Annotated in this window: 14 protein-coding genes and 1 pseudogene (1 of these 15 running past the window's edge); 12 read left to right on the plus strand and 3 right to left on the minus strand. The window is 62.9% G+C overall.

What is annotated here, in order from left to right; genetic code table 11:
• A protein-coding gene (locus ACN9MO_RS15865) for a GMC family oxidoreductase (RefSeq protein ID WP_113133423.1) crosses the window boundary here: on the plus strand, positions 1-588 show its 3' end. 1,008 nt of this gene lie to the left of the window's left edge; only the last 588 of its 1,596 coding nucleotides appear in the window; its start codon lies beyond the left edge, outside the window; its stop codon occupies positions 586-588.
• Between the two features lie 214 nt (positions 589-802).
• Entirely contained in the window at positions 803-1,840 is a 1,038-nt protein-coding gene (locus ACN9MO_RS15870; RefSeq protein WP_113133428.1) for a Tim44 domain-containing protein, read from the plus strand.
• An 82-nt stretch (positions 1,841-1,922) separates the two neighbouring features.
• Here the strand turns inward: ACN9MO_RS15870 and ACN9MO_RS15875 are convergent, their stop codons facing one another.
• The gene (locus ACN9MO_RS15875) at positions 1,923-2,849 is read right to left on the minus strand and encodes a LysR family transcriptional regulator (protein WP_057255078.1); all 927 of its coding nucleotides are present in this window, start codon (positions 2,847-2,849) and stop codon (positions 1,923-1,925) included.
• Positions 2,850-2,933: 84 nt separating this feature from the next.
• Between ACN9MO_RS15875 and ACN9MO_RS15880 the strand changes: the two genes are divergently transcribed.
• The 8 genes and pseudogenes from ACN9MO_RS15880 to ACN9MO_RS15915 all read left to right on the plus strand — a co-directional run bounded on the left by ACN9MO_RS15880 (position 2,934) and on the right by ACN9MO_RS15915 (position 11,059).
• A complete protein-coding gene (locus ACN9MO_RS15880; RefSeq protein ID WP_112997384.1) occupies positions 2,934-3,422 on the plus strand; it encodes a DMT family transporter in 489 nt (162 codons plus the stop codon).
• Positions 3,423-3,798: 376 nt separating this feature from the next.
• Positions 3,799-5,283, plus strand: a pseudogene (locus tag ACN9MO_RS15885) (aldehyde dehydrogenase family protein).
• A gap of 117 nt (positions 5,284-5,400) precedes the next feature.
• Positions 5,401-6,321: a polyphosphate kinase 2 gene (ppk2, locus tag ACN9MO_RS15890; protein ID WP_057255075.1), complete on the plus strand. Its 921-nt coding sequence runs from the start codon at positions 5,401-5,403 to the stop codon at positions 6,319-6,321.
• Between the two features lie 224 nt (positions 6,322-6,545).
• On the plus strand, positions 6,546-7,388 hold the full coding sequence (locus ACN9MO_RS15895; protein ID WP_112997395.1) for a MurR/RpiR family transcriptional regulator: 843 nt from the start codon (positions 6,546-6,548) through the stop codon (positions 7,386-7,388).
• A 294-nt stretch (positions 7,389-7,682) separates the two neighbouring features.
• Positions 7,683-9,146 carry an MFS transporter gene (locus ACN9MO_RS15900; protein ID WP_058325623.1) on the plus strand — a complete coding sequence of 488 codons (1,464 nt, stop codon included), beginning with the start codon at positions 7,683-7,685 and terminating at the stop codon, positions 9,144-9,146.
• On the plus strand, positions 9,143-9,802 hold the full coding sequence (locus ACN9MO_RS15905; protein WP_112997078.1) for an aspartate/glutamate racemase family protein: 660 nt from the start codon (positions 9,143-9,145) through the stop codon (positions 9,800-9,802). The genes ACN9MO_RS15900 and ACN9MO_RS15905 overlap by 4 nt, the downstream gene beginning before the upstream one ends.
• Positions 9,803-9,935: 133 nt before the next feature.
• The gene (locus ACN9MO_RS15910; RefSeq protein WP_112997077.1) at positions 9,936-10,526 is read left to right on the plus strand and encodes an ankyrin repeat domain-containing protein; all 591 of its coding nucleotides are present in this window, start codon (positions 9,936-9,938) and stop codon (positions 10,524-10,526) included.
• A 29-nt stretch (positions 10,527-10,555) separates the two neighbouring features.
• On the plus strand, positions 10,556-11,059 hold the full coding sequence (locus ACN9MO_RS15915) for a YHS domain-containing (seleno)protein (RefSeq protein WP_255571361.1): 504 nt from the start codon (positions 10,556-10,558) through the stop codon (positions 11,057-11,059).
• A 29-nt stretch (positions 11,060-11,088) separates the two neighbouring features.
• On the opposite strand, the gene ACN9MO_RS15920 is transcribed toward ACN9MO_RS15915, so the two are convergent.
• Entirely contained in the window at positions 11,089-13,305 is a 2,217-nt protein-coding gene (locus ACN9MO_RS15920) for an adenylate/guanylate cyclase domain-containing protein (RefSeq protein WP_113133422.1), read from the minus strand.
• A 234-nt stretch (positions 13,306-13,539) separates the two neighbouring features.
• Here ACN9MO_RS15920 and ACN9MO_RS15925 point away from each other — a divergent pair, with 234 nt between their 5' ends.
• Positions 13,540-14,562, plus strand: coding sequence for a DUF1254 domain-containing protein (locus ACN9MO_RS15925; RefSeq protein ID WP_425985566.1), 1,023 nt, complete (start codon positions 13,540-13,542; stop codon positions 14,560-14,562).
• 39 nt (positions 14,563-14,601) lie between these two features.
• Complete coding sequence (locus ACN9MO_RS15930; protein WP_112997076.1) at positions 14,602-15,408, plus strand: alpha/beta fold hydrolase; 807 nt, start codon at positions 14,602-14,604, stop codon at positions 15,406-15,408.
• Between the two features lie 78 nt (positions 15,409-15,486).
• Here ACN9MO_RS15930 and metH read toward each other — a convergent pair whose 3' ends face one another.
• Positions 15,487-19,257 carry a methionine synthase gene (metH, locus tag ACN9MO_RS15935; protein ID WP_113133421.1) on the minus strand — a complete coding sequence of 1,257 codons (3,771 nt, stop codon included), beginning with the start codon at positions 19,255-19,257 and terminating at the stop codon, positions 15,487-15,489.
• Positions 19,258-19,419: the final 162 nt, after the last annotated feature.

The raw sequence follows: 19,419 nt of genomic DNA on the forward strand, positions 1-19,419 counted from the left end.
CCAAGCCAGCTCGGGATCTTCACCCGGTCCGGCCCGGAGAAGGAAACGCCCGACCTGCAATATCACGTGCAGCCGGTCTCGCTCGACAAGTTCGGCGAACCTGTTCATTCTTTCCCGGCGATCACCGCCAGCGTTTGCAATCTGCGCCCGGAAAGCCGCGGCTCGGTGCACCTCAAAGGCCCGGACTTCGCCGCGGCACCGGACATCCGGCCGCGCTACCTGACCGCAGAGGCCGATCGCAACGTCGCCGTCAGCGCCATCCGCCTGACGCGGCAGATCGTCAAACAGCCCTCCTTCGCCCGCTTCAACCCGGTCGAGTTCAAACCGGGGCCATCCTACGAGACGGAGGACGACCTGAAGCGCGCCGCCGGCGATATCGGCACGACGATCTTTCATCCGGTCGGGACCTGCCGCATGGGCGCTGACGCTGAAAGCGTTGTCGATCCCGAACTGCGCCTTCGCGGCCTCAAGGGGTTGCGCATCGCCGACGCCTCGATCATGCCGACGATCACCTCGGGCAACACCAATTCGCCGACGATCATGATCGCCGAAAAGGCCGCCGCCATGATCCTGGCAGCCAATCGCTAGCGAAAATGCGGGGTGGTTTTGCGTCAACGAATGCGACATCCAATGTGATCGAAGGTGCTGATTCGACGCCGGATTCGGCCCGGAGAGCGGCAGCGGATAACGGTAAACTGGCCGAAATACGAGGCGAAACGCTTAAATCACGGGCCTTGAACCCCTATATCAGGCCCTGATGGCTCAGTTTTGAGCCCAAGCAAGAATAGGGGTTGTGATGGCAATGCAGCGATTTGGGCGTCTTGGACGAGCTCTGGCAATGATGGCGATTGGCTTGACCGTCGCGTTGACAGTTGTAGACGTCGCCGAAGCGCGGCGTTCGGGTGGCGGTTTCGGTAGCCGCGGCACCCGCACCTTCTCGCAGCCGCCCGTTACCCGCACGGCGCCGACCAACGCGGCACCGATCGACCGCTCGATGACGCCGCGCCAGGACGCCGGCCCCACCGCCACCAATCCGGCGGCCGGCCAGACGCGCCCGAACGCTACCCAGCCGAACGCCCGTCCGGGCTTCTTCAGCGGCTTTGGCGGCTCGCTGCTCGGCGGCCTCATGGTCGGCGGCCTGATCGGCATGCTGATGGGCGGCGGCTTCGGCGGTGCGGCCGGTTTCCTCGGCCTGATCGTGCAGATGCTCCTCATCGGCGGTCTGATCATGCTTGCCATGCGCTTCTTCGGCCGCAACCGCCAGCAGACGGCCTATGCGGGCCCGTCCGAGCGGTCGTCGGCTCAGCCGAACGGCATGCCGTCGTTCAAGATTCCGAGCATCGGTGGCGCCCAGGCCGGCGGTCAGGCGAACGCGCGCCCGACGGCAGCACCTGCACCGGCCCCCGTCACCGACGGCCCGGCTGACGAAATCGGCGTCCAGCAGGCCGACCTCGAACAGTTCGAAAAGATGCTGAAGGACGTGCAGGCGGCCTACGCCGCTGAAGACTACGGCACGTTGCGTCGCCTGACGACGCCGGAAGCCATGTCCTACCTCGCCGAAGAACTGAGCGACAACGCGACGAGCGGCGTCAAGAACGATGTGCGCGACGTGCACCTTGTCCAGGGCGACGTGGCCGAGGCCTGGTCCGAAAACGGGACCGACTACGCGACCGTTGCCATGCGTTACGAAAGCATCGACGTGATGCGAGACCGCGCCACGGGCAAGGTCATCAGCGGTGATCCGGACAAGCTGACCGAAGCGGTCGAGCTCTGGACCTTCGTCCGCAAGCCGGGCGCGGAATGGCAGGTTTCGGCGATCCAGGGCGTCAGCCACGACTGACGCGAAACAGAGTCTATGAGAAAGGCCCGGTCGGCATCGCCGCACCGGGCCTTTTCATTTTCAGGATCACATTTTCCCACGATCAAACGATGGCCGGAACCGACTCCGATGGCGCGAGAATGTGGGTGATCAGATCCCGGAGCCAGCGGTGGGCGGGATCGCCGTCGCGCCGCCGATGCCAGATCTGACGGAACGAAAAAGGCGGGATGGCGAAGGGCGGATCGAAGACGGTCAGTGACCCGGCCTCAGCATCACGCGGCAGGATGCGGTGTGCCACCGTAAGCACCATGTCCGTGCCGAGAACCAGGCCGGGCGCAGCACTCCAATGGGGCAGCGCCAGCACGATGCGGCGCTTGTGCCCCGCGGCCGCCAGCGCCAGGTCGATCTCGTTGCCGGTGTCGCCGCGCAGCGAAACGAGAATATGCGGCCGCTCCAGATAGGCCGTCAGATCCATCGCCTTTTCGCCACCAAGGCTCGCGCCATCTGCCAGGCAGGCGAAGTGTTCCTTAAACAGGAGCGATGTCCTCAGATCCTCGGTCAGCGTCGGAAACACCCCGAGCGCCAGATCGATCTCGCCGTCGACAATTTGCGACATCATCACTTCACGGCTCGCCTGGCTAACGATGAGATCGACGTACGGCGCTTGCCGGCGCAGCACCGCCATCAAGCGCGGCAGCAGAACGAGGGCGGCATAGTCGGACATCGCGAGCCGAAAGATATGGCGCTCCATTGCCGGATCGAACGGCTGAGACCCCATGAGCTGGCGCATGTGCGCCAGGGCCTCGGCAAGCTGTGGCGCGATCTCCAGCGCCCGCACCGTCGGTTCAAGCTGTCCGCCATGGCGGACGAGCAAGGGATCGTCGAAAAGAGCCCGCAAGCGCGCAAGCGCATGACTGACCGCCGGCTGGCTCTTGTTCAGCCGCAGGGCCGCACGCGATACATGGCGTTCCGCCAGCAGGGCATCGAGCACCACCAACAAGTTCAGGTCGATTCCGCCGAGATTATTCATGAGGCGAATGTAACACGTACGAAATTTGAATTTCCATTCCTCCCATCGATGCGTGAGGATGAGGCAATCAAGAAGGAAAAAACAATGCCCACTCTCTCCTCCCTCCTCATGCTTGCCACGGCGATCTTCGCCGGCGCCGTCGTCCCCCTCCAGGCCGGCGCCAATGCCAACCTTGGCCGCCTCCTCGGCCATCCGCTCTGGGCGACGGTCGTCTCGCTCGGCGTCAGTCTCGCGCTCATCCTGCCGATGCTGATCGCGTTGCGGGCGCCGTTGCCCAGCCTTGCGACGGCATTCAAGGGTCCGTGGTGGATCTGGATCGGCGGCGCCGCCGGCGTGATCTATATCACCGCTGCTCTCCTCCTTGCGCCGAAGCTCGGCGCGGCAAGCTTCATCGTCGCCGTCATCGCCGGCCAGATGGCGGTCTCCCTGCTCATCGATCACTTCGGCCTGATGGGTTTCCCCGCAAAGCCGGTCAATGCGGCGCGACTGACCGGCCTACTCTTCATCGTCGGCGGCATGGTGGTTACACAGATCGCCAATACTGCTCCGGCATTGGCCAACGCAACGCGATAGCGCATAGCCGCAAAGCGGACGCATACCGGAGATGGTCGCTTTCGCGGCTTATTTCACCCTCGTGCAGCGCTGCCTGCCCTTGGACGCCAGACGGTCTTCTATGCCGTTACCTTGCCCCTGATGGATCTTGGCCTTGCCGCAGGGATGCTGTCGGGAGCGATGTTTACGAATGGGCTCATGTCGCTTGGACAATTCTGGCTGTTTGCCAGTGCCTGCGCCGTGCTGCCGGTTCTGCCGTTCCTCGCATGGCGCGGGCGCGTTACCGACCGCTGAGCGACGTCTCCGAACCAAAAAGATCAACGCCAGCCGTAACTTGCGACTGGCGCGCTTCGCATAGACTGGCCATACTTGCTCCGGGCTAAAAAGGGGTTATGGCATGCAGGATCGGCTGTTCATTGGCGGCAAATGGGAAAAACCGCGGCGCGGCGGCACGCTCGACGTGGTCGACCCGGCAACGGAAGAGGTCATCCACCGGGCGCCGGCCGCGACCTATGAAGACGTGGACAGGGCCGCAAAGGCCGCCCGCATCGCCTTCGACAGCGGTTCCTGGCCGAAACTGTCAGGCACTGAGCGTGCCGTCTATCTCCGGGCGATCGCGGCGAAGATCGAAGAGAAGCGCCACTCGCTGGCGCGGCTCGAAGTCGCCGACAACGGCAAGCCGCTGCCTGAGGCCCAATGGGACCTGGCGGACGCCGCCGGCTGCTTCGACTTCTATGCCGATCTCGCTGAGGAACTCGATGGCGAAGTCCGAAGAAGACGAAGCCCGTCGGCACCAGCGCTTCATCTCCAAGCGCCGTGCGCGAGCCGCTCGGAGTGGCGGTTGCTATCGTTCCATGGAACTATCCGCTGCTCATGGCCTCGTGGAAAGTGGCACCGGCGCTTGCGGCGGGTTGCACCATGATCCTGAAGCCCGCCGAAACCACCTCGCTGACCGCGCTGGAACTGGGTGCGATCGCGGAGGCTGCGGGCCTTCCCAAAGGCGTGCTGAACATCCTCTCCGGCAAGGGTTCGGTCGTCGGCCAGGCGCTGGTCGAGCATTCGCAGGTGGACAAGGTGGCCTTCACCGGCTCTGTCGTGACCGGCCGCAAGGTGATGATGGCCGGCGCTCAGGACATCAAGAATGTCAGCCTCGAACTCGGCGGCAAGTCGCCCTTCGTCGTCTTTGCCGACAGCGACATCGACAAGGCCGTCGAATGGATCATGTTCGGCATCTTCTGGAACCAGGGCCAGGTGTGTTCGGCGACTTCGCGGGTTCTGGTCGAAGCGCCGCTCTACCCGAAGCTCCTGGAGCGGCTGGTCGAGGAAGCCGGGAAAATCAGGGTCGGCAACGGTCTGGAGGAGGGCACGCTGCTCGGGCCGCTCGTCAACAAGGGGCAGTATGAAGATGTCCTCGGCCACATCGAGCGCGCCGTCGAGCAGGACGGGGCCACGGTCGCTGCCGGCGGTGGCAGATCCGCCGGATTCGACAAGGGCTACTTCGTCGCGCCGACGATCCTCACCGATATGACGCTAAGATAGTGATGCCTGGGTCGAGGAGATCTTCGGTCCGGTCGTCTGCATTCGTCCGTTCGAGACCGAGGAGGAAGCGATCCGCCTCGCAAACGATTCCCGCTTCGGCCTTGCCGCCGCAGTCATGTCGACCGATGACGAGCGCTGCGAGCGCGTTGCCGCTGCCTTCCGCGCGGGCATCGTCTGGATCAACTGCTCGCAACCGACATTCACCGAGGCGCCTTGGGGCGGTTACAAGCAGTCCGGTATCGGCCGCGAGCTTGGTCGCTGGGGCCTCGACAACTATCTCGAGACCAAACAGATCACCAGCTTCGACACCGACGAACCCTGGGGCTGGTATATGAAGGGATAGGGGCGATCAGGGGCGCAGAAGTCCCGGCGTCAAATTCCTTTCATGCGGCTGTGAAATAAGCCGACTAACGATAGAATTTGCAAAGCTGTCGGTGGACACATCGTATCGGAGGGTCAGATGAACAGGTCGAACGACGAGATCGAGACGCAGGACTGGCTGGAAGCGGAACTGGCCGACACGCTCGACGAAGACTACGAACTCGAGCTTTCAGAACCGGCGCTCTCTGAAGAGATCCGCAAGATCTATCGCAAGAGCCACCCGCCGACGATCCCGCGCATCGATTACTTCCGCGCGCTGCTGAAGCTGCAGTCGGAGCTGATCAAGCTGCAGGACTGGGTGGTCTACCACAAGGAAAAAGTGGTGGTGATCTTCGAGGGGCGTGACTCCGCCGGCAAGGGCGGCGTCATCAAGCGCATCACCCAGAGGCTCAATCCGCGTGTCGTGCGCGTCGTCGCGCTGCCGGCACCCTCCGACCGTGAAAAGACGCAATGGTATTTCCAGCGCTACGTGCCGCATTTGCCGGCCGGCGGCGAGATCGTGCTCTTCGACCGCTCCTGGTACAACCGCTCCGGCGTCGAGCGGGTCATGGGCTTTGCCGCCGAAGATCAGGTCGAGCAGTTCTTCAACGACGTCCCTGAATTCGAGCGCATGCTGGTGCGTTCGGGCATTCGGCTGGTCAAGTACTGGTTCTCGATCACCGATGAAGAACAGCAGATGCGCTTCCTTGTGCGCATCCATGATCCGCTGAAGCAGTGGAAGCTGTCGCCCATGGACCTGCAATCGCGGGTGCGCTGGGAGGGCTATACCAAGGCCAAGGAAGAGACCTTCGCCCGCACCAACATTCCGGAAGCGCCCTGGCATATCGTCGAAGGAAACGACAAGAAGCGTGCCCGGCTCAACTGCATCGATCATCTTCTGACGCAGTTCCCCTACGAGGAGGTGCCGCACGAGGAAATCTCGCTGCCGGAACGCGTCTTCAACCCGGATTACGAGCGCAAGGTGCTGCCGCCGGAACTCTACGTGCCGTCGAAGTACTGACGGCGGGGCTACTGCATGTCTCCTTAAATCGACCTCGATTTAAGGACGAAGACATGCAGCAAATCAAAGTGCTACAGCGACCTTCGCGCGTCTGATAAGACGCGCGGCGCTGTAGGACCTTCCCCCGTTCCCAGTTGAAAGCGAGGCGGCACCCGCCCGCCTCGCTTGCAATATCCTCTCGAAAATCAGAGATTGCCGTGAAACGACAGTTTCATGGAATCGACATGAGCCCCAAAGAACGCTCCTTCCTCACGCGCGTCCGCCAGGTGCTGCCGGAGCTGCATCCGGCCGAGCGGCGGCTGGGGGATTTCCTTTGCGATTTTCCCGGCGAGGTCGCGAGCTACTCGGCCCAGGAGCTGGCGGCGCTGGCGCATGTGTCGAAGGCGACCGTCTCCCGCTTCATCCAGCGCTTGGGCTACGACAACTACGAGGAGGCGCGCCGTCATGCTCGCGCCGACAAGCAGACGGGCTCGCGGCTGTTCCTTGCGACTGCCACCGACAGCGGCGGCGAACAGTCGCTCTCCTCACATGTGGCGCAAGGCGTGGCCAACATCGAGGCGACCTTTCTCGCCATCTCCGAGACCCAGGTGACGGCGGCGGCAACCGCCATTCTCGGCGCCCGCAAGGTCTGGGTCATCGGCTTCCGCGCCAGCCATTCCTTCGCCACCTATCTGCAATGGCAGATGACCCAGGTGGTCGAACACATCGCCGCCATCCCCGGCGGCGGCCAGACGCTCGGCGAACATCTGGTCAGCATCGGCCGCGACGATGTCGTGATCCTCTTCGGGCTGCGCCGGCGCGTCTCCCTCATGGAGCCGATTCTCGGACAGCTGGAAAGATCCGGCGCGCGGCTGCTCTACATCACCGACGAGGGCGTGCCCTTCCTCAACCAGGCGGAATGGCATTTCCGCTGCCAGACACTGGCGCCAGGCCCCCTCTTCAACCACGTCTCGGTCATGGCGCTCTGCCATCTCTTGACGACACGATGCATCGAAATCGCCGGCACTGCCGGTCGAAATCGGCTGCGTGGCATCGAAGCCATCAACGATGCGCTCGAGGAATTGTGAGCGTAGATTGGGCAGCGGCCTGAAACGCCAGATTATTTTTTGCACATAAGAAATCTCAGTTTCGTTCGCTTGCGACACGACAGCCAGCCTCCAAGCCGCTGACTGCAAAAGAGAAACTGTGGTTTCTCTTGAGATGGCACGAAACCTGCATTCCACGAATTTTATGCAGCGAAGGGCTCCGTCCTTTCGCAGTGCATCACAGAATCTTCTATGAAACCTCAGTTTCATGATGTAGATTTCATGAAACTGAGTTTTCACATTTTCACGTTGTTAAGCCATAAAGGGGAACGAACCATGGCAGCGGAAAATATGGTGCCGTCCGGCAGGTCATCGCCGGTCATCAGACAGTTGGAATCAGCCTTCACCAAAATCGGCGTCACCGGCGCCCACAAACAGATCCTCGCCCTCGTGCTCATTGGCTGCCTGTTCGACAGCTTCGAACAGAACACCATCGGCGTCGCCGGTCCGATCCTGAAAGAACATTGGGGTCTCACCGGCACCGACATCGGCTTCCTCAACACCATCACCTTCGGCAGCGCCGCCATCGGCCGCCTGCTCTCCGGTATCCTTGGCGACCGCTACGGCCGCCGCGTGATGCTGACCATCAACCTCCTGCTTTTCACCATCGGTTCGGCCGCCTGCGCCATGGCGCCGAACTTCGCCACCCTCTGCTTTGCCCGCGCCATCGTCGGCTTCGGGGTCGGCGGCGAGATCTCCACGGCGGTCACGATGCTGTCGGAATTCTGCTCGCCAAAATTCCGCGGCACGGCAGCCGGCCTCGTCAATGTCGGTGCTGGCGGTTTCGGCAACTTCCTGGCACCTGCCTTCGGCCTGATGATCTTCACCCTCTTCCCGGGTGAAAACAGCTGGCGCTGGCTTTTCGCCTCGCTTGCTCTGCCGGCCCTGCTTGTCGTCTTCTATCGCCGTTTCGTGCCGGAAACACCGCGTTTCCTGGCATCACAGGGCAAGATCGACGAGGCCAATAAGGTGCTTTCGATCCTCGCCTCCGGGTCGCTGCGCCCGCGCAACCTCAAGGTCCAGGAATATCTGACCAAGGACCACCTCAAGGACCAAGAACCGGCCAAGAGCGACTGGAAGGAACTCTTCCGCGCGCCCTTCATCGGCCGCACCGTCCCGGTCGCCATCGCCATCCTGATGAGCTACGGCGCCCAGCTCTCGGTGCTCACCTTGATGCCGATCATCTTCGTGTCCATGGGCTACACGCTCCAGGGAAGCCTGCTCTACAGCATGATCATCCAGAGCGGCAGTGTGCTCGGTGCTATCGCCGCCTCGATGTTCGGCTATTACTTCCCGCGCAAGAGGGTGCTGACCCTGGGTGCCGTCTTCGCCTGCCTTGCGGCGGTCTCGATCGCCTATCTCGGCACCAACATCTATCTGGTGCTGATGTTCGGCGCGATCTTCCAGTTCTTCGTGCTCTTGCTCAACACCTCGATCTGGATCTATGCGCCCGAACTCTTCCCGACCCGCATCCGCGCCTTCGGCGTGGCGCTGATCCTGGCAACCGGCTCGGCCGCGGGCTCCTTCATCCCAACCATCGCCGGCGCGCTCTTCGACGTCTACGGCATGGTCGGGGTCTTCGGTCTCGCCGCCGGCATGTATGCGGTCTTCGCCTTCTGCATCCAGCTCGGGCCCGAGACCTATGGCATGTCGATGGAAGACCTGACCCAGCCTGCCGATGCCGACCTCGCAAAGGCTGACACTTCTGAAATCAAAGTCGGCGCGGAACTGAGAACGTGAGTGCACATATCCTTCTGATTAACCCGAACAGCTCGCTTGCCACCAGCGACATGATGGTCTCCATCGCACGCCGGGCTGCATCAGGACGCATGGCCGTGGCAGTCGCCACGGCCATGCGGAACCCGCCGATGATCGTGACGCCCGAGCAGTTGGATGCGGCCGCTGCCGAGGTCGTCGAGATCGGCGAAAGGCATGAGGCTGGATGCCTCGGTATTGTCGTCAGTGCCTTCGGCGATCCCGGCCTTGCCGCCCTCAAACGCCGCCTCGCGATCCCCGTGATCGGCATCTGCGAGGCCTCGATGATCGAGGCCTCGCAGGGCGGCCGCAAGTTCGGCGTCGCCACCACGACGCCGGAATTGATCCAGGCGATCGACGACCGCGCCCGCGATCTCGGCGTGTGGGACCAGTATACCGGCATTCGCTGCACGCCCGGCGACCCGCTCGCGCTCTCCGCCAACCCCGAGCGCCTGCTGGAAGCCCTCGGCGACGCTGTCCGTCAGTGTATTGACTTGGATGGCGCCGAGGCCGTCATCATCGGTGGCGGCCCGCTCGGCCAGGCGGCCGAACAGCTCCAGCCGCTGTTCCCGACGCCGATCATCGCGCCCATTCCGAGCGCGATCGACCGCATGCTCGACCTGATGCAGGTCGCCGCCTGACAGGCATTCATCATCGCAGCCACCCAAAAGGAGTATGGATCAGGCAACGGTAACGCCTGTTTCCACCGGTCGCCCTGTGGTATTTTCGCTCTTTCCAATTGGGCAAGACCGAAGCTGGGGCGGAGGTTGCGCGATGAAATCTATCCTGGCAGCATTCGTCGCGGTGGCGTCCTTTGCTGCGGTGGCGATGGCCGGCCCTTTGCATGACGCGGCACGGGACGGCGACACGGAACGAGTCAAGCAGTTGCTCGATCAGGGAACCGACATAACCGAGCCCGATGCGGCCGGCGAGCCGGCGCTGCTGATTGCCGCTCTCAAAGGGCGCACCGAAGTTGTCGCGCTTCTCATCGAGCGCGGCGGCGACATCGAGATCCGCAACAAAGGCGGCCTGACCGCACTGCACGCCGCCGCCTATGGCGGCAGTCTCGAAACCGTCAAGCTGCTCGTCGCCAAGGGTGCCGCCGTCAACGACGTCGCCAACTTCTACAAGATGTCGCCGCTGCATGCGGCAGCCGAAGAGGGCCACGCCGAGATCGTGGCTTTCCTGCTGACCAACAAGGCCGACATCGAGGCCAAGGAACGCAACGGCTACACCCCGCTGACGCAAGCGGGGTGGCGCTCCCACTGGCCGGCCGCCGAACTGTTGCTGAAGGCTGGAGCCACCTGCCAGAAGGCCGACCTCGTCGGCGACTGGCTCTACGGCGAATGCACCAAACGACAATAACAAGCACATCCGGAAACGGAGGACATAGCATGTCTCGATATCCGATAGCGGGCGCAATCACGGCGACGGCAGTGCTGTTCGCATTCGCCAGCCCGGGGTTAGCGGAAGAACCTGTCAACACCGGCTACTTCGGCGACGTGGCGATCAAGGGTTATGATCCGGTCGCCTACTTTACAGAGAACAAGGCGGTCGAAGGATCGCCCGAATTCAGCTATCGCTGGCTCGGCGCCACCTGGCAGTTCGCAAGCGCCGAGCACCGTGACCAGTTCATCAAGGAACCCACTCGCTATGCGCCGCAATATGGCGGCTACTGCGCCGACGGCGTCTCCTTCGGCACGGTGACGACCAACATCGACCCCAAGGCCTGGCGCATCATCGAGGACAAGCTGTACCTCAGCTACGATCCGGGCGCTGCTGACGGCCTTGTGAAGAACCCGAACAAGGTGGTCGATTCGCGCAAGCACTGGTCCGAGGTCGAGCAGACGCTGCTCACCGAGAAGGCGTCGATCAACTGGACGAAGCCCTCGCCCTGAGTGGCTTATCGCTCGGACGATGATCGCGATCACCGCTCGATCGAGAAGAACTTCAGAGCCTGCGGCGTGACGTTGATGTAGTCCGCCGTGCGCTCGCCCTTTGCCGTGTTGCGGTAGACGTAGCCACAAACCATGCGGTCGAGGAAATATCCGTCATACTTCTCGCAGAGCTGGTTGCCCTTCACCTCGATGCGGCCGGTGATGTTCGTATTGCTGGTGCGGTAGGCGGTGTTTCCGTCCTTGTCGAAGAACTGCGCGAAGCTCGTGCCGTTCTTGTGCACGCCAACCCAGGTCTTGTCATCGGTCAGTTGCTTGAGTTCCGCCGGGCCAAGCCGGTCGCTGGCAGCACCAACAAAGCCGAAGGGCCATTCCGGAATGCCAGCGACACGCAGGCCGAAAAGGTGACGATAGAGGTCCTCTTCGCGCCAGTAGTCATAGAGATAGCTATAATAGGTCAGGTTGGTGTCCGGAAAGAGTTTTAGCAGTTCCGCGGCTACTGCCGCTGCGCTCGGCTGATCGCCGCGCTGGGCATAGGCCGAGGCGAGATACTCCTTCACGGCTTCCGCCTTCGGCAGCGTCTCGCGCGCCGCTTCGATCAATGGGATCGCCTTTTCGAGGCGGCGCGCCGTGTAGTAGACGATGCCCGCCAGAAGCTGCAGGCTCGATGAGGGCGACGGATCGAGCCTGAGTGCCCGTTCGATATCGTCTAAGGCCTGCTCGTGCTCCCCGGTCTGGGCAAGGATCAGCGCCAGATTGGCGAGCGCCTCGGCATCGTTGGGCTGCATCGAGACAGCCCTAAGCGCCGATTCCTTTGCCTCCGAAGCGCGTCCATCGACGAGCTGCAGCAGCGCCAGCACCGTGTGGGCGCGCGCATTGTTGGCGTCGAGTTTCAACGCCTGCCCGGCCGCATCATAGGCGATCTTGCGTGCCACGGCCGCCGACCAGAGATAGTTGTAGTCGTTGCGCCAGACGTCGACCGCGATGCGGGCTATGCCGGCATGAGCATCGGCGAAATTCGGATCGAGATCGATCGCCCGCTGATAAAAGGTGAGTGTCTGACGATTTGTCTCGACATCGCGCCAGATAAGGCCTTGCTGCTCGGCGCGCATGTAGTTGTCATAGGCCTCGAGATTATCGGTGGGGATCCGTGCCAACCGGTCGCGCTCGCCCTCGCTGAGCTTGACCTCAAGCGCGGCAATGATCTTGCCGATGACGTCATCCTGAACGGCAAAGAGATCGGCATATTGGCGGTCATAGCGCTCCGCCCAGAGCGACAACCCGCTCACCGCGTCGAAGAGCTTGACGTTGATGCGCAGCCGCTGGTCGGCCCGCTGCAGCGTGCCCTCCAGCACATAATGCACGCCGAGTTCGGCCGCCACGTCCTGGATCTTGGTGGCGCTCCCTTTGAGCGCAAATACCGAGTGCCGGGCGATGACGAAGAGGCCGGAAACCTTGGACAACTCGGTGATGAGATCGTCGGTGAGTCCCTCGGCCAAGTGGTCGTGGTCGCTGTCGCCGCTGACATTGATGAAGGGCAGCACCGCGACGGAAGGCTGGTCCGGCAGGGGATAGGCGAAACGCTGCGCCGGGCCGTCCTGCCCGATCCATGTCCACGGCTGCCACCAGGCGAGCGCGGCTGAAATTGCGATCGCCGCAAGTCCGACCACCAGCCCCTTTAACCAGGCAGTATTTCGCCGGTTTTTCTCAACAAGCGTCCTGCCCGCGGCTTCCGGGTCCAGGAGCACACGGTAGACCCGGATCGGATCGCCGAGCCCCTTGACCGGCTGCTGCCCGAGCGACACGAAACCGGCCTTCAGCTTCGAGTTGACCTGGTCATAGGCCGTGCCGGATATCGCAATGCCGCCAGGCTCGGCCAATCCCTGCACCCGGTCGGCGATATTGACGCCATCACCATGGATGTCGTCGCCCTCGACGATGATATCGCCGAGATTGATGCCGATGCGGAAATCCAGCCGCTCGCCATCTGGCCCCTTGTCGACCTCTGCCGCCTTGCGCCTCTGGATTTCGATTGCGCACTGCGTCGCATCGACGACGCTGCGGAACTCGACGAGCAGCCCGTCGCCCATCGTCTTCACCAGACGCCCGTGATGCTCGATAAAAAGCGGCACCAGGATGTTGGAAAGGTCCGACTGGAATCGCAGGCGCGTCCCTTCCTCGTCCAGCCGGCTCAGGCGGCTGTAACCGACGACATCCGCGATCAGGACGGCAGCGAGACGGCGCTCCATCGACGAGCTCTCAACGTACGATGTACTCCAACGCAGATGTTACCGCAGCTTGGCAGGCGGCGCCATCGGCGCGGTCCGGCGATGGCGCCCCGCGTGCGTCGTAACCGTTACGTACTTGCGGTTCCCCGTCGAACTGGCACGATTTTGGGCGACCATCGGATGGAGTTTGCCACGCTAGGTGACGAAGCGAGCGCCGCCGATGCAGCGCGGCAACTGACTGAGAAGGATCCGAGCATGATGTTTTGTCGTTCGCTCTTCATGGCCGGCGCACTGGTGATGGCCGTCGCCACACAATCAACCGCCGCCGACCCCGACACGGTCGGCGTTGACAACTTCGTTCGTGCCGAAAGCGACATGTACCTCGCCTCCATGGTCAAGGACGGTGCCTTCGGCAAATTCCTGCACCGGCGCGAGCCCGCCTCGATCGACAATCAGACCGTCATTCGCCTCAACCGCGATACGCTCTATTCGTCGGCCGTGTTCGATCTCGATGCCGGGCCGGTTACCATCACCATGCCGGACGCGGGAAAACGCTTCATGTCGTTGCAGGTGATCAACGAGGATCACTACGTGCCTGAGGTCGTCTACGGCGCCGGCGAAACGACGCTGACGAAGGAAAAGGTCGGCACGCGCTACGTCGTCGTCGGCGTCCGCACGCTCGTCGATCCGGCCGACCCGAAGGATATCGCCGAGGTTCACACCCTGCAGGACGCGATCAAGGCCAGCCAGCAGAAGGAAGGCAAGTTCGAGGTTCCCGCGTGGGATCCGGCCAGCCAGAAGAAGGTGCGCGAGGCGCTGCTCGCCCTCGGCGCCACCATGCCGGACTTCAAGAAGGCGTTCGGCACCAGGGAAGAGGTCGATCCCATCCGCCACCTGATCGGCACCGCGACCGGCTGGGGCGGCAATCCCGACAAGGATGCGACCTATCTCAACATCACGCTCACTAAGAATGACGGCAAGACGATCTACAAGCTTGACGTCAAGGACGTGCCGGTCGATGCCTTCTGGTCGGTCAGCGTCTACGATGCACAAGGCTTCTACGAGAAGAACCGGTATGATGCCTATACCATCAACAACATCACCGCCAAGAAGGGCGACGATGGCAGCGTCTCGATCCAGTTCGGCGGCTGCGACGGCAAGATCCCCAACTGCCTGCCTGTGGTCGACGGCTGGAACTATACCGTGCGGCTCTACCGGCCCCGGAAGGAGATTCTCGACGGCTCCTGGCACTTTCCCGAGCCGCAACCGATGAACTAAGCTTCCCGCGTCGTGAATCAGGCACGGGAGACTGAGCGCATGGAGTTCCGGGACGATGATCTTGTCGCGTTTGCCGAGCATGGCGCAGCGCCTCTGCCCGTCGCAACCGTCGAGGGCCACGTCGAGCACAATGGCGCGCGCATCTGGTACGCAGCCTATGGCAGGGGCACTCCGGTGATCCTGCTGCATGGCGGCCTCGGCCATAGCGGCAACTGGGGCTACCAGGTCCCGACGCTGCTTGAGGCCGGGCACCGCGTCATCCTGATCGACAGCCGTGGCCACGGCCGCAGCACCCGCGACACCAGGCCCTACACCTATGAGCTGATGGCGTCGGACGTGCTCGCCGTTATGGACAGGCTCGAGCTTCAAAAAGCAGCCTTTGCCGGCTGGAGCGACGGCGCCTGCATTGCGCTCGTCCTCGCCTCGATGGAACCGGAGCGTGCCGCCGGCGTCTTCTTCTTCGCCTGCAACATGGACCCGAGCGGAACCATGGAAATCGAGCCGAGCCCGGCGCTCGACCGCTGCTTCGGCCGCCATTCGAGCGACTACAGACAGCTGTCGGCAACGCCGGATGATTTCGGCGCCTTCGTCGATGCCGTCAGCGAGATGCAGAAGACTGAGCCGAACTACACCGCCGAAGAACTCGGCCGGATCCGCGTACCGGTCGCGATCGTCCAGAGCGAAAACGACGAGTTCATCAAGCGCGAGCACGCCGACTATCTGGCGCGCAGCATTCCCGGCGCCGAGTTCATCCTGCTCCCCGGCGTCAGCCACTTCGCACCGCTGCAGCGGCCGGACCGCTTCAACGTCGCGCTCATCGGCTTTCTGGCAAGCCTTCCCGACTGACCGCACTCCCCGGGCGCGACGGCCTCCGTGCGAATGGACGGGCCAAGACCGGACCGTCTGGCTGCCATTCGAACGAGATTACTCGGCCGCCTCGGTCTCCGGCATCGGCACGTAGTTGAGGATCGGCGACAGCCAGCGCTCGACCTCGCGCACCGGCATGCGCTTGCGTGTCGCGTAATCCTCGATCTGGTCGCGCTCCACCTTGGCGACACCGAAGTAATATGCCTCGGGGTGGCCGATATAGAGGCCGGACACTGACGAACCCGGCCACATCGCATAGCTCTCGGTCAGGCTGACGCCGATCGCTGCCTCCGCATCGAGCAGCCGGAAGAGCGTCGCCTTTTCCGTATGGTCGGGCTGCGCCGGATAGCCCGGCGCCGGACGGATGCCGGCATAGGGCTCGCCGATCAGATCCTGCGGCGTGAAGACCTCGTCGGCCGCATAGCCCCAGAGCTCCTTGCGCACATATTCATGCATGCGCTCGGCAAAGGCCTCGGCAAAACGGTCGGCCAGCGCCTTGACCAGGATCGAGGAATAGTCGTCATTGGCGCGTTCGAAACGCTCGGCAATCGCCACTTCCTCGATACCGGCGGTGACGACAAAGCCACCGACATAGTCGTTGGAGCTGCTGCTGGCCGGAGCGACGAAGTCGGAAAGGGCCACATTCGGGCGGCCGTCGCGCTTCGTCAGCTGCTGGCGCAGCGTGAAGAAGGTCGCAAGCTCAGACGCCCGATCTTCGCCGGTGAAGAGCCGGATGTCGTCGCCGACGGTGCCGGCCGGCCAGAAGCCGACCACGGCCTTCGGCGCGAACCACTTCTCCTCGATGATCTGCGCAAGCATCGCCTGGGCGTCGTCGAACAGTTGCCGGGCGGCCGCACCTTGCGCCTCGTCCTCCAGGATCCTCGGATAAACGCCCTTCAGTTCCCAGGTCTGGAAGAACGGCGTCCAGTCGATGTAGCGGGCGAGTTCCGCCAGATCCCAGCTCTCGAAGACCCGCGTGCCGAGGAAGGACGGCGCCTTCGCCTGATAGGCAGACCAGTCGACCTTGTGCTGGTTGGCGCGCGCCTGCGACAAAGGCAGCCGTCGCTTTTCCGCTTCGTTGCGGGCATGCGCCTCTGCAACCTTGCGGTATTCCGCCCGGACGGTCTCCATATAGTTGCCCCGCGCCTCCGGCGACAGGAGGCTTGAAACCACGCCGACGGCGCGGCTGGCATCGGTGACATAGACAGTCTGGCCACGATCGTAGCGCGGATTGATCTTGACCGCCGTATGGACGCGGCTGGTCGTCGCGCCGCCGATCAAAAGCGGAATGTCGAAGCCTTCGCGCTCGAGTTCGGAGGCGACATGCACCATTTCGTCGAGCGACGGGGTGATGAGCCCCGAAAGGCCGATGATATCGACCTTCCGCTCGCGCGCCACGTCGAGGATCTTCGCCGAAGGCACCATGACGCCAAGATCGATGATCTCGTAATTGTTGCAGGCGAGCACGACGCCGACGATGTTCTTGCCGATGTCGTGCACGTCGCCCTTGACCGTCGCCATCAGGATCTTGCCGGCGCTTTCGCGCGCTTCGCCGCCATTGGCAAGCTTCTCCGCCTCCATGTGCGGCAAGAGCACGGCAACCGCCTGCTTCATCACGCGTGCGGATTTCACCACCTGCGGCAGGAACATCTTGCCGGAACCGAAGAGGTCGCCGACGACGTTCATGCCGGCCATCAGCGGGCCTTCAATGACGTACAGCGGCCGCGCGGCGGTTAGCCGGGCCTCTTCGGTGTCGATCTCGATATACTCCGTGATGCCGTTGACCAGAGCATGTTCCAGTCGCTTTTCGACCGACCATTCACGCCAGGAGAGATCCTTCTCGCGCGCCTGTGAACCACCCTGACCACGATAGCGCTCGGCGATTTCAAGCATGCGCTCGGTCGAATCGGCGCGGCGGTTGAGCACCACGTCCTCGCAGGCCTCGCGCAGCTCTGCATCGATTGCATCGTAAACGGCAAGCTGGCCGGCATTGACGATGCCCATGTCCATGCCCGCCTGAATGGCGTGATAGAGGAAGACGGCATGCATCGCCTCCCGCACCGGCTCGTTGCCGCGGAAGGAGAAGGAGAGGTTGGAGACACCGCCGGAGATATGCACATGCGGCAAGGTCTTGATGATCTCGCGCGTCGCCTCGATGAAGTCGACACCGTAATTGTTGTGCTCCTCGATGCCGGTCGCCACCGCGAAGATGTTCGGGTCGAAGATGATATCCTCGGGCGGGAAGCCGGCCTCTTCCGTCAAGAGCTTGTAGGCGCGGCTGCAGATCTCGACCTTGCGCGCCTTGGTATCGGCCTGACCGACCTCGTCGAAGGCCATGATAACGACCGCTGCACCATAAGCGCGGCAGAGTTTCGCGTGATGCAGGAAAGCCTCTTCGCCTTCCTTCATGGAAATGGAATTGACCAGCGGCTTGCCCTGAACGCATTTCAGGCCCGCCTCGATCACTTCCCATTTCGACGAGTCGATCATCACGGGCACGCGGGCGATATCCGGCTCGGAGGCGACGAGGTTCAGGAACTCGATCATCGCCTGCTTCGAATCGATCAGGCCCTCGTCCATGTTGATATCGATGATCTGCGCGCCGTTTGCCACCTGGTCCCGCGCGACATCGAGCGCTGCCGAATAGTCGCCGGCGGTGATCAGCTTGCGGAATTTGGCCGAGCCGGTGACGTTGGTACGCTCGCCGACATTGACGAAGGGAATGTCCGCGGTCAGCGTGAACGGTTCCAGGCCGGAGAGCCGCATCAGCGGTTCGACCTTGGGGATCTCGCGCGGCGGATGCTTGGCAACCGCTCTCGCAATCGCGCTGATATGAGCCGGCGTCGAGCCGCAGCAGCCGCCGACGACGTTGAGGAGGCCATCGCGCGCGAAGGCTTCCACTTGGGCGGCCATCTGCTCGGGTGTTTCGTCATACTGGCCGAACTCGTTCGGCAGACCGGCATTCGGATAGGCGCAGACAAGGGTATCGGCAACGCCCGAGAGCTCGTCGATATGGGCGCGCATGGCATTGGCGCCGAGCGCGCAATTGAGCCCGATGGTGAACGGATCGGCATGGCGAACGGAATGCCAGAAGGCGGTCGGCGTCTGGCCGGAAAGCGTGCGGCCCGAAAGGTCGGTGATCGTGCCTGAGATCATCACAGGCAGCTCGATGCCCTTTTCGGCGAAGACTTCCTTGGTGGCGAAGATCGCGGCCTTGGCGTTCAGCGTATCGAAGATCGTCTCGATCAGGATGATATCGGCGCCGCCGTCGATCAGCCCGCGGATCTGTTCGGCATAGGCGATCCTGAGGTCGTCGAAGGTGACGGCGCGGTAACCGGGATTGTTGACTTCGGGCGAGATCGACGCCGTGCGGTTGGTCGGTCCGAGCGCGCCGGCGACAAAGCGCCGGCGGCCGTCCTCGGCCTCGGCACGCTTGGCGGCGCGGCGCGCCAGCCGGGCGCCGTCGCGGTTGAGCTCATAGACCATGTCCTCCATGCCATAGTCGGCCTGGGCGATGCGGGTCGAGGAGAAGGTGTTGGTCTCGAGGATGTCGGCGCCGGCGATCGCATAGGCGTAGTGAATGTCCTCGATCGCCTTCGGCTGCGTCAGCGTCAGAAGATCGTTGTTGCCCTGCTGATGACACGCGCAGCCGCCGAACCGGTCACCACGGAAATGCTGCTCGATAAAGCCGAGCTGCTGGATTTCCGTGCCCATCGCGCCATCCATGATCAGGATGCGTTCACTCGCCGCCCGACGCAGCGCCTCTTTGATCTCGGAGCCGTCCGGCTTGGAGGAAACGTCACCGAAAAGGGCGCCGATGGCGGACATGGGAAATCTCCCGTTCTGAAAACGACAAACAATAATCGAGTCAATCACATAAAGATATCTTTATGTCAACATATGGCGCGATCACATTTGGCCATCTGGACAAAGAAAATGGCCCGCCGCGATTGCGACGGGCCATTATGAAAGGACCTGCTCCGGACGGCA

Origin of the sequence: Ensifer sp. R-19, from assembly GCF_049905105.1 — a bacterium.
Lineage (GTDB): Bacteria > Pseudomonadota > Alphaproteobacteria > Rhizobiales > Rhizobiaceae > Ensifer.